This is a genomic window from Pararobbsia alpina (assembly GCF_965118125.1).
GTDB lineage: Bacteria > Pseudomonadota > Gammaproteobacteria > Burkholderiales > Burkholderiaceae > Pararobbsia > Pararobbsia alpina_A.
In genome coordinates, this window is record NZ_OZ221287.1 from 1,930,838 (window position 1) to 1,939,917 (window position 9,080).

18 protein-coding genes are annotated in these 9,080 nt (G+C 61.1%); 3 read left to right on the forward strand and 15 right to left on the reverse strand.

The features are described from left to right. Positions 1 to 59 precede the first annotated feature (59 nt). The 15 genes from ACMFWR_RS08345 to ACMFWR_RS08415 form a co-directional block, all read right to left on the reverse strand. Entirely contained in the window at positions 60 to 830 is a 771-nt protein-coding gene (locus ACMFWR_RS08345) for a hypothetical protein (protein WP_413194527.1), read from the reverse strand. A gap of 10 nt (positions 831 to 840) precedes the next feature. Continuing rightward, entirely contained in the window at positions 841 to 1,038 is a 198-nt protein-coding gene (locus ACMFWR_RS08350; protein WP_413194528.1) for a hypothetical protein, read from the reverse strand. Beyond that, entirely contained in the window at positions 1,038 to 1,331 is a 294-nt protein-coding gene (locus ACMFWR_RS08355) for a hypothetical protein (RefSeq protein ID WP_413194529.1), read from the reverse strand. Before ACMFWR_RS08355 ends, ACMFWR_RS08350 begins: the two co-directional genes overlap by 1 nt. Next, positions 1,328 to 2,122: a hypothetical protein gene (locus tag ACMFWR_RS08360; protein WP_413194530.1), complete on the reverse strand. Its 795-nt coding sequence runs from the start codon at positions 2,120 to 2,122 to the stop codon at positions 1,328 to 1,330. Before ACMFWR_RS08360 ends, ACMFWR_RS08355 begins: the two co-directional genes overlap by 4 nt. Beyond that, the gene (locus ACMFWR_RS08365) at positions 2,091 to 2,702 is read right to left on the reverse strand and encodes a hypothetical protein (protein WP_413194531.1); all 612 of its coding nucleotides are present in this window, start codon (positions 2,700 to 2,702) and stop codon (positions 2,091 to 2,093) included. Before ACMFWR_RS08365 ends, ACMFWR_RS08360 begins: the two co-directional genes overlap by 32 nt. Further along, positions 2,702 to 3,697 carry a phage recombination protein Bet gene (bet, locus tag ACMFWR_RS08370; RefSeq protein ID WP_413194532.1) on the reverse strand — a complete coding sequence of 332 codons (996 nt, stop codon included), beginning with the start codon at positions 3,695 to 3,697 and terminating at the stop codon, positions 2,702 to 2,704. Before bet ends, ACMFWR_RS08365 begins: the two co-directional genes overlap by 1 nt. Before the next feature lie 26 nt (positions 3,698 to 3,723). Further along, complete coding sequence (locus ACMFWR_RS08375) at positions 3,724 to 4,011, reverse strand: KTSC domain-containing protein (protein ID WP_413194533.1); 288 nt, start codon at positions 4,009 to 4,011, stop codon at positions 3,724 to 3,726. Beyond that, positions 4,008 to 4,346, reverse strand: coding sequence for a hypothetical protein (locus ACMFWR_RS08380; RefSeq protein WP_413194534.1), 339 nt, complete (start codon positions 4,344 to 4,346; stop codon positions 4,008 to 4,010). The genes ACMFWR_RS08375 and ACMFWR_RS08380 overlap by 4 nt, the downstream gene beginning before the upstream one ends. A 1-nt stretch (position 4,347) precedes the next feature. Then, positions 4,348 to 4,512 carry a hypothetical protein gene (locus ACMFWR_RS08385; protein ID WP_413194535.1) on the reverse strand — a complete coding sequence of 55 codons (165 nt, stop codon included), beginning with the start codon at positions 4,510 to 4,512 and terminating at the stop codon, positions 4,348 to 4,350. 3 nt (positions 4,513 to 4,515) lie between these two features. Beyond that, on the reverse strand, positions 4,516 to 4,680 hold the full coding sequence (locus tag ACMFWR_RS08390) for a hypothetical protein (protein WP_413194536.1): 165 nt from the start codon (positions 4,678 to 4,680) through the stop codon (positions 4,516 to 4,518). Beyond that, the gene (locus ACMFWR_RS08395; RefSeq protein WP_413194537.1) at positions 4,680 to 4,865 is read right to left on the reverse strand and encodes a hypothetical protein; all 186 of its coding nucleotides are present in this window, start codon (positions 4,863 to 4,865) and stop codon (positions 4,680 to 4,682) included. The genes ACMFWR_RS08390 and ACMFWR_RS08395 overlap by 1 nt, the downstream gene beginning before the upstream one ends. Positions 4,866 to 4,867: 2 nt before the next feature. Beyond that, positions 4,868 to 5,176, reverse strand: coding sequence for a hypothetical protein (locus tag ACMFWR_RS08400; protein WP_413194538.1), 309 nt, complete (start codon positions 5,174 to 5,176; stop codon positions 4,868 to 4,870). 135 nt (positions 5,177 to 5,311) lie between these two features. Then, the gene (locus ACMFWR_RS08405) at positions 5,312 to 6,235 is read right to left on the reverse strand and encodes a hypothetical protein (protein ID WP_413194539.1); all 924 of its coding nucleotides are present in this window, start codon (positions 6,233 to 6,235) and stop codon (positions 5,312 to 5,314) included. A gap of 1 nt (position 6,236) precedes the next feature. Next, positions 6,237 to 6,698 carry a hypothetical protein gene (locus tag ACMFWR_RS08410; protein ID WP_413194540.1) on the reverse strand — a complete coding sequence of 154 codons (462 nt, stop codon included), beginning with the start codon at positions 6,696 to 6,698 and terminating at the stop codon, positions 6,237 to 6,239. A 167-nt stretch (positions 6,699 to 6,865) separates the two neighbouring features. Continuing rightward, entirely contained in the window at positions 6,866 to 7,534 is a 669-nt protein-coding gene (locus ACMFWR_RS08415) for a LexA family transcriptional regulator (protein WP_413194541.1), read from the reverse strand. A gap of 93 nt (positions 7,535 to 7,627) precedes the next feature. On the opposite strand from ACMFWR_RS08415, the gene ACMFWR_RS08420 reads away from it, so the two are divergent. The 3 genes from ACMFWR_RS08420 (at position 7,628) to ACMFWR_RS08430 (ending at position 9,051) form a co-directional block, all read left to right on the forward strand. Further along, a complete protein-coding gene (locus tag ACMFWR_RS08420; protein ID WP_413194542.1) occupies positions 7,628 to 7,858 on the forward strand; it encodes a Cro/CI family transcriptional regulator in 231 nt (76 codons plus the stop codon). Next, entirely contained in the window at positions 7,855 to 8,118 is a 264-nt protein-coding gene (locus ACMFWR_RS08425; RefSeq protein ID WP_413194543.1) for a hypothetical protein, read from the forward strand. Before ACMFWR_RS08420 ends, ACMFWR_RS08425 begins: the two co-directional genes overlap by 4 nt. Positions 8,119 to 8,223: 105 nt before the next feature. Then, positions 8,224 to 9,051 (forward strand): DNA adenine methylase, encoded by an 828-nt coding sequence (locus tag ACMFWR_RS08430; protein WP_413194544.1) that lies wholly within the window; start codon positions 8,224 to 8,226, stop codon positions 9,049 to 9,051. The last annotated feature ends 29 nt before the right edge of the window (positions 9,052 to 9,080 follow it).

The following is a 9,080-nucleotide window of genomic DNA, read 5'->3' on the forward strand; positions in this document are numbered from 1 at the left end:
CGTACGGGCCGCCCACTCAAATGCGCTGCGAGGCAGCAGCGCTCAGGGGATTCGGTTGGTCAGTGCGTACCGTTGCCAGTGGGGAACGGCCACGCGTCGCCCGGCTGGGGCACACGCTTGGCACGACCCTTGGCCGGCTGCTCGGATGCAGGTGTCGTCTCGGGACTTTTCTTCGAGCTCGACTCGATCTTCGTGTTGTCCTGCGCTAGGTCGCTGCCGGCGAACGGGTCGTCGCTGGCTTTCTCGTCGGCGGTCTTCTTCGGTCGGCCGCGCTGGCCCTTCTGCTTCATTGCGGGCAGTTCCTGCTGAGTGTCTTCAGGGGCGGCAAACGTGCACTCGACGGTGGTTTGCGCCATGTGATCGACAAAGCCCTGCAGCTCAGGCGGCAGCTTCTGATAGGCCTTGAACCGCAGCAGACACGATCCGCCTTCGCAGGCCTCGACGAGCGTGAAGTCGGAGAACTTCACGTCATTGGCTTTGATCGCGGAGGCCTCGGTCGCGCCGCGGTGATAGACGATCTTCCAGCCGTCCAGGACCTTGTTGAGCTTGAGCGGCCCCTGGATGGTCTTCGCCTTGCGTGCGGTCAACTTCACGCCTTCAATGGGCATCGCGAACTCGCCCTGGCCGGCGGGCGTCGACTTGGGCTTACCATCCTCGACCTTGTAAAGCGCGGTCCGGAGATCCGGATCGAACTCGTCGAGGATGGTGTTCTCGAACATGCGCTCGAATGTCACGCTGCAGCCGTGGTCGCGGTCATCGCCCTTGAATTCGGACACACCGGTCACGGCCGTGATCTTGATCAGCGTGCAGTCCATTTCGAATAGCTTCATGGTCGATCCCCTATGCCTGTGCGAAATGCTTCGAGTGGAGCTCGTCGAGCTTCTCTATCTGGGCGTCGCTCAGATTCGTGACTTCGCCGGCGTCGGACTGGCGCTTGAGGTTCGTCACAAAGCCTTCTTCCCAGCCGGAGAGCTCGTCCTTGTTGATCAGCCCGGAGAGGCGGTTGATCATTTCCTTGGTGCTGAATGAGCGTGGCATCAGACGGCCCCTCCGAAGTCGAAGTCGGGCACGACGACGGCATCGCCGTAGATTTCGCCAATGCCGCGGCTACGCTGGTGGTACAGGGCGGTGGCGAGCACGTTCACCGGCAGACCTTTGTCGATGCCGTTGTCATCGATGATGCAAACGTGCACTCCGTCGACGAGCATGAAGCTGTCGGAGCAGTCAGAGTTGATCAGCTCGCTGATCTCTCCGATGCTGTGGCGGCGCTCGAGCAGCTCGACGGTGCCGTCGACGCGTAGGACCTTTCGCATGATGTCGGCCTGATTCATGCGGCCCTCGCTGCGAGCACCGCGTCTTCGAACACACGGACGCCTTCAATCGGGCACGCGGCTTTGAGCGCAAGGCCGAGCTTGTTGATCGCCGGCATGTTCGGCTCGAGCAGCTCGGCGTATTCCGGGTGCGCGGCGACGTAGCGGATCAGCGCGAGCTTGTCGTTCACTTCCGTTCGCCAGACCTTGCGCGTCGATACGCCGGCGGACTTGCGCGCGGCGGTCGCGATCGGAGCGGTCACGAGCGCGGCCGTCTGCTGCAGCGTTTCAACCTCGGCCGCGCCTTGCTCGGCGCGGCTCTCGGCCTCGGCGGCGAGACGTGCGGCTTCCTCTGCTTTGCCGGCAGCAGCCGCCTCATCGGCCGCCGCTTGAATCTTGCGAGCTTCGTCCAGTGCAGCGGCTTCGCGCGCCGCCGCCTCTGCTGCAAGGCGAGCACGCTCGACGCGCGCTGCTTCCTCAAGGCGAGCCTGCTCGGCGATGCGCTTGCGCTCTTCGTCGCGGTCGTAGTCGCCGATCGCCTTCTTCAGAATCGTCTCGGCCTGCTCGAGGTAAGCCGTCGGCGCGCGGAAGATATCCATGATCCCGTTCTTCACCGCGTCGAGGGGTTGCGTGAGCGACTTGCGGTGCGCTTCGAGTTCCTTCTGCTTGGCCTTGACCTTGACCAGGTCACCGGCGGCGAGGTCGCGCATCTCGTGACTGTCGATCTCATAGGCCTTGGCCGTGTTCAGCGCGTTCGAGGCCGCTTTGAACAGCGCCGCGTCAGGCTGCGAGATCTGCAAATTCTTTGGCAATTGCGAGTCCATGTTTATCCTTGAAGTTGCGAAGGGTGAGCAGCGACAGAAAGGTCGGCCAGTCGCTTTTGTCGGTGAAGGGGACCAGCCGATAGGTCCCGTCCGCGCGCAGGCCGAGGCCGTAGCGGTCCTCGATCGGCGTGCCGTGTTTGATGTGGAGCTCGCGATACGCCGCGAGCTGAACCCCGACGACCGGGGGGAGACACAACATCTTCTTGATGTCGATGACCGCGCGCCGGCGCTTGATCAGGCCAGTGCGGTCCGACGTGCCCGCGTAGTGAAGGCTAGGGTGGTGAAGCCGCTGTTCGATCGTCTCCGGCACGAAGCCCGTATCCGCGCGGAACTTGATCCAGGCCGACAGGTACGGCATGAGCTCGATGTCGAGCTCATCCATATCCAGATCGTCGAGGTCGTAGAGTTCCGTCATGCGGTGCACGGCGGTGCCGAGCTCTTGCGCACGCTTGAGCACGGCGGCCGGCACGCTGGAATAGTCGACGAGCGGCGCGAGCGTCTGAGTGACACTCGGCACGCGCCGACCATCGGCGCGGTATTCGTGGGCGACAGGATCGAACGTCAGCATCAAGCACCCGCCGGGTCTTCGGTCCAGGCGACGATCTCGTGATAGTTCGCCTTGGTCGCGCCGTCGTAGCCGAAGCCGAAGCGGTTGCGCATGTCTGCTTCACCGAGCGCAGCGTTCTCGAGCTTCGTCTTGAGCACACGCAGCTGGCTATCGCTGAGCGGTTCCGGTTGATCCTCGTCATCCGAGCCTGGCTCGCGTGAACCCGCCGCGGCTTCTTCGAACGCGTCGCGTTGCTGCTGCTGGCGCGCGGGTGCGCGACGCGTCGAACGTTGCGCCGGCTCAGCAGTTTGTTGCACGGCTTCGCGCTGCCGATGCACGGGTTGTTCAATGACCCCGTCAGCGTCGGCCTGCTCGATCGCCAGCGCCGAGCTGCGCGCGGAACGCGATTGAGGCTGTGGTACCGGCTTCGTTACTTCCTGCGCCGCGCCCATGTCGCGCTCAAGGATGCGCTCGCCTTCGTCCTCGTCGAACACGCCGGCGAAGCCGAACGCGAGGCGCGCACCTTGCACGAAGGTCTTGTGGCGGAGCATGCGGTTCGGGTGCGACTTCCACGGCTGCATGTTGGCGCGCACGACTTCAGCGAAGTACTCGCGCACGATCACGGGGCGCTGGCGATCCTTGCGATAGACGTAGATCTCCATCCACTCGGGCACTTCCTTGCCTTCGAATGAGGTTGTTTCCTCGGCGTACTTGAATTCGAAGCCATCGCACTGGGCGTGCTCGTTGACGATGCGGGCCCAGCCGTCGACGCCGATCACAGGCACGATGCCGCCCTTGTCAGGGAAGGCGTAGATCTCTTTCGTGAACGGATTCAACCCGTACTGGTCAGCCACGATCAGCAGCGCCGCCATCTGCTCGTTGGTGACCTCGTTGTTATTGCTCTGCTTGAAAGCCGTGGCCTTCAAGGTGTCGAGCATCTTGTTCGCCTCGACGCCGAACTTGTCGGCGAACTTTGCGACCAGGCTCTGGCGCTGCGTGGTGACTGCGTTGCTCATGGATTCCTCAGGACTGTTGGAATGCGTTACTCGGCCGCCGGCTGCTTCTCGATGCAGCGGTACGGGAAGATCTCGGGGTACGGCTTGATGACCTTGTAGAAATGCGAGCCGATCGACTCCGCGTTCTTCAGCGCGTCGAAGTCCGACTGCTGGACGTTGTCATAGTGGTAGAGCGACGTCGGGGCACCGGTCTTGCGGTCCTTGAAGCGCACGGCCATGCGGCGATGCGCCTGGTCATAGCCGAGTGAGTGGATCTGCGACGACTCGACCGAGTCCATCGCGATTTCGGGTACTGCATGCGTTTGCGTATTCATGAATCACTCCGGGTGGTTGGGGCGGGTAACAGCGGGGTAACCTTCGAGAGCGCGACGCGAAGTCGCGTGGTGCGGCAGTCGTCCCGACCGCACTCGCAGAACAGACCAAGTTCCTTCAGGACTTCTTCGAAATCCTTGGCGACGCGATACAAATCGGGAGCGGCGGAAATGAGCCATGCGTCTTCAATGCGAAACACGCTCTCGCAAATCAGGAATCCGCCGTAGTAGTCGACGTCGGCATGGCCGGTTTCTTTGCGCACGCCCTGCGGCGGTTTGTCCGAAACGACGCAGCCACCATGCTTTCCAGGGCGCCATGGGCGAGGTGTGTGTGCCATGTCAGCCCACCTTCACGTGCGTGTATTGGCGCGCAACCGACGGCGGTACAGCCGCGATCGAGATCTGCACGCGCGGTTGCGGAAACCGGGCCTTCATCTCGGCCCAGCGACGGCGCTGCTCGCGATTGAGCGTGCGCAGGATGTGTCGATAGCGAAGGAAGCTCATGGATCAGCCTCCGTTGACCAGCACGTGCACGGCATCGAACACGAGCGCGACGACGATCACGGCGCAAGCGACGAACGCGCGCAGGTTATTGAGCTGCTGGCGCTGGCGGTCTGCTTCGCGCAGCAGCGCGTTGTGTTCGGGCGTGCGGTAGGGAGTGGCGCGGCGCATTACTCGGCCCTCTGATTCAGACCGACCAGGTAATTCCAGAGGCCGTTCGAGACACCGACACAGCGGGTGCTCGGAGACAATTTCGGGAACGGCGTGACGTGAATCTCGTTGCCAAAGTCGTCGACGATCCACGTCGTCAAGACAAGCGGTCGCGGTTGAGGCGGCACGATCGGGAGGAAGATCATGCTCAGCACCCCGTGTGAGTAGCGACGGCAGCGCGCGCACGCGTGATGGTCGCGTTGAGCGACTCGCGCATTTGTTTGCACGCCTTGTGCTGGATATCGAGCGCCTGGTATTCGCCGATGATCTCGACGTTCGGCAACTGCGAGAGCAGCGAGCGGATGCACAGCACCAGCTCGAGCTGCTGCGCGTGCATCGCCGTGTAGACCTGAAACTGCGTCACGCCCTCGGGGAAGGCGCGTTTGAACGACGCGAGGTCAGCCGTGCTCACGACCGGCGCGGCGCTGACCTGCGTGGTGACCTGTGTAGGGCACATTGCTGCCTCTCGGTAGAACGCTGAACTTCAGCGATTGGAGGCAGTGTAGAAACCTAAACTTAAAGAGTCAAGAGGTCTAAACCAGACGGACGAAAAAAATCCCGCCGAAGCGGGAATGGCATTTTCGACCCGTGGTCATTTCCCCAGAGACGGGAGTGTCTGGGGCTTAATCGCGCTGGGGAGCGATGGCGCTGGGGCAGAAGCTCCCGCAGCTTGGCCTGCTTGGAACACAGAGAGCGTTGCTTGCACGAGCGATTCGTCGGACTGCTTCATGCCGATAAACATCCCGGCTGCGATTGCGAGCACCGAGACAATTGTGACAACAGCGCTTGCCCAATAGGACGCGCGTAGCCCGGCAGCTTTCTCGGCTGACTGGGCCGCGCTTTCGGCGCTCTTCGTGGCCTGCTGCGCCAGCATCTCTAGACGCTGATCGCGCTCTGTGAGGCGTGCCACCAGTCCGTCGATTTTGTCTTCGATGGACTTGGTTCGTGCGTCCATCTTCACCTCGATAGTTTCAAGGCGTGCTTCGAATTCTTCCCGTGAAGGTGCGTTCATCGGTTGCGGTTCCTTTTTCTCTTCCTCCCGAGCAGTCCCGACGCTGCCAGTCCGCCCGACATGAGCTTCGAGCTGCTCGCTGTAACCTCGAGCTTTGAGTAGCTCGACTGCTCGCTCCAGTATGTCGTCGTCACTTTCTTCAGCGTTAGAGCCAGCTGATAACTGGGCTGCCTCAGGAGGAATACTATTTTGCGCCTCCGCCTGTGTCCCTGCAGCACCCGTGTGTTTCCCTCTTCTTTGAGATTTGGACGCCGCCTTTGAAGCCGCAACGGCCGCAGCAGCGATGGCCGCCGCGTATTCGACAGGCACGTTCCCCTGCGCCTTGATAAGCGCTTCGTTGATTCTGAAGGTCTTGCGAGCCTCTCGCGTGTCACCGCCGCCGATGAGCTCATCGGTATTAAGCTGTACAAGATCCTCAAAAGTTCTGCCGGCCTTGCTTGTTGGCTTCTTGTGAAACGTTCTAAGCTCGACGACTTTGTCACGATTCCCAATAAATCTCGCCATGTTATCCCTCGCTCTTTGTGGGGGAAGTCGGCGCTCGTGTACCAGAGAATCGATCCCTGAGGCCCTCAAGTGTGGGGCGAATCCAAGCCGGTGCATTCGCCACCATCATGTTGACGGTTTCGGGTGCGTACCGCCATTGGATTTGGGCGTGGGGATATTTATGGGGGTTCTCCGCTATCGCATTGATTTCCGCAGCGGAAAAATCCCAAGTCGAGATTAACGAACAGCTTTCGCAAGCACCCGTAAATGCAATAAATTGCAGCTCCAGAACGTCGGTTTGACCGACGCCGCGGATCGAAAATCCGAGAGTATTGTTAATTTCCTGCAGACGGGGGAGCCAATATTGCTCGATGGGCATGGGAAGGGCTGTGATCGCGAATTTGCTTAGCGGGCTCCCACAACCGGGGCATCGGCGCACCTTCACGCGATCGTCACGTTCCTGATTGCTAGGTCTGTTGCTCATGCATTCCTCGTCGGAGCGTCGCGGAGAACCTTCGTGTTCGCAGTAGTACACGTTTAAGCGCTTCGCATCAGCGCTTCAACACACAATTCTGATGCCCACGCAAACCAAATATTTTGGGGTCGGCCACAGTGTGGCCCGTCTTTGGAGAATTTTGCGCGGCATGCGCTTCATTCGGGTTTCCAGAACGACGGCTTTACGATAGCGGCGACGAAGTGCATGCGGTCGATCTTGTCTTTGTCGATCGCGATGTCACCGTGCTCGCGGTTCACCGACTGCAAGTGCACGCGGCCCGCCCGCGAATATAGGAAAATCTTGACCATGACGCGACCGTCGCTGGCCTTGACCAGGACCTCGTCGCCGTTGTCGATCTCGTGATTCGGCTCGACGACCACGAACTCGCCGTCGCGGATTCGCGGCAGCATCGAGTCGCCTTTGCACTTGATCCCATATGCCTCGCGATCGCGCGAGGGGAAGTCAATGTAGCCATCGCCCTGGCCGACGGCGTACTCGACGTCCGCCCAAAATCCGTTGTCACCCAATTGCGCCAACCCCACCACTGGAATTCTTGTTCTGGCCGGCAATGGTATCGGTTCGAAAGGATCTGTGTGATGAATCCCCGGCACCTTGGGGTTTCCCTTATCCATCACCAACCAGACGGGGTTGTATCCGAACTTCTCCTGGATGCCAACGGCGTACTCGAGCTTGATCGACTTGATCGCCCCCGTTAGCCACTGATTGACGGTGCCCTTAGTGACGCCGGCGGCCTGGCCCAGTTGGACCTGGTCAACACCAGTCTCAGTAAGGACTTGTTGGATTCGTTCGCTCAGTGTGCTCATGGGTCAGGAATCTAAACTATGCGCGGTTTAGATCGCTTCTCTTTTTGCGTTTAGGGTTCTATACTGCCGGCTACGACTACTGGAGCCGTTGCAATGAATCTCACGAAGCAGCAGGCGATCACGATCTTCGGGACCGGCACCGCGCTTGCCCGCGCGCTCGGGATCACCAAGGGCGCGATCTCCCAATGGCCGGATGCGCTGGACCAAAAGCAAACCGCGATGGTCATCGGTGCGGCCGTGCAGGCGGGACGCCCAGTGCCCGAGGGCTTTATTGCGCCGGTCGTTGACCTGACATCGCCACCTTCCGAGCAGGCCGCCGCATGAATCCGAACCATCCCGCCGCCTCGCGCGGCTCAGCTGGCGCGCGACGAAATCGCGCGGCCTTCCGTAACGAGGTGAAAACGCGCCTCGACGATCTGACCTACGAGGCGCTCCAGCGCTACCAGGCAATCCACGGCATTGAGAGCACGTCCGCAGCTATGCAGCGCGCGCTTCGCATGTCGCTGCTTGGCGTGATCGGAATGTTGCCGCCGGAGATCTCGGGCGTCAGTGCCGACCTGGGCGAAGTTGGGACGGTGCCGTAGCCAGTAGGAGCAGGGCGCAGCTGTGCGCTCGCATTGCGAGCCGCGCTCGTGCGCGCTATTGGCGCTGCCAGCGTGGGACAAGATGGGACACACGCGGGGTAATTCGTGAGCGGAGTCACAAGGCCGATCCTTCGGTTCCATGGCGGCAAGTTCAAGCTTGCCGATTGGATCATTTCGCATTTTCCTGTGCATCGCATCTACGTCGAGCCGTATGGCGGCGCTGCCTCGGTGCTTTTGTCAAAAGAGCGTTCATACCAGGACGTCTACAACGATCTGGATGGCGAGCTCGTGAACCTGTTTCGCGTCGCGCGTGATCGCGGGCCAGAGCTGCTCCACGTGCTCGAGCTCACACCGTATTCGCGCGACGAATTCCGCCTCTCCTATGAACGAAGCGAGGACGATCTCGAACGCGCAAGGCGCGTCGTCGTGCGCTCGTTCATGGGACATGGCTCGAACTCGCACAATCGGTTGACCGGTTTCCGGCGTCACTCGCGCGCGAGCGGTACGTCGCCTTGTGGCGATTGGAGAAATCTTCCCGAAGCTTTCGCTCAGATCATCGAGCGGCTTCGCGGCGTTGTCATTGAGTGCCGCGATGCCCTCGGACTCATCGCTGAGCAGGATTCTACGGACACGCTTTTCTATCTTGATCCGCCGTATGTCGCGTCGACGCGTGACAAGGGCGCGGACTATCGATTCGAGCTCACAGACAACGACCATCGCCTGCTTGCGTGCGCTATGCGTGGCGCGCGCGGAATGGTCGCGATCAGCGGGTACCGCAGTGACCTCTATGACGATGTGTTCGCCGGGTGGGTTCGCTCCGATCGACTGACACGAGCCGACGGTGCTCGAGCTCGCGTCGAATCTCTTTGGATGAATCCGGCGCTCACCGATCGCTTAGAGCTCGAGCGAGCGCAGGGAAGGCTCATCGCATGATTGAACTACCCAATCCCCTCACGCCGGCC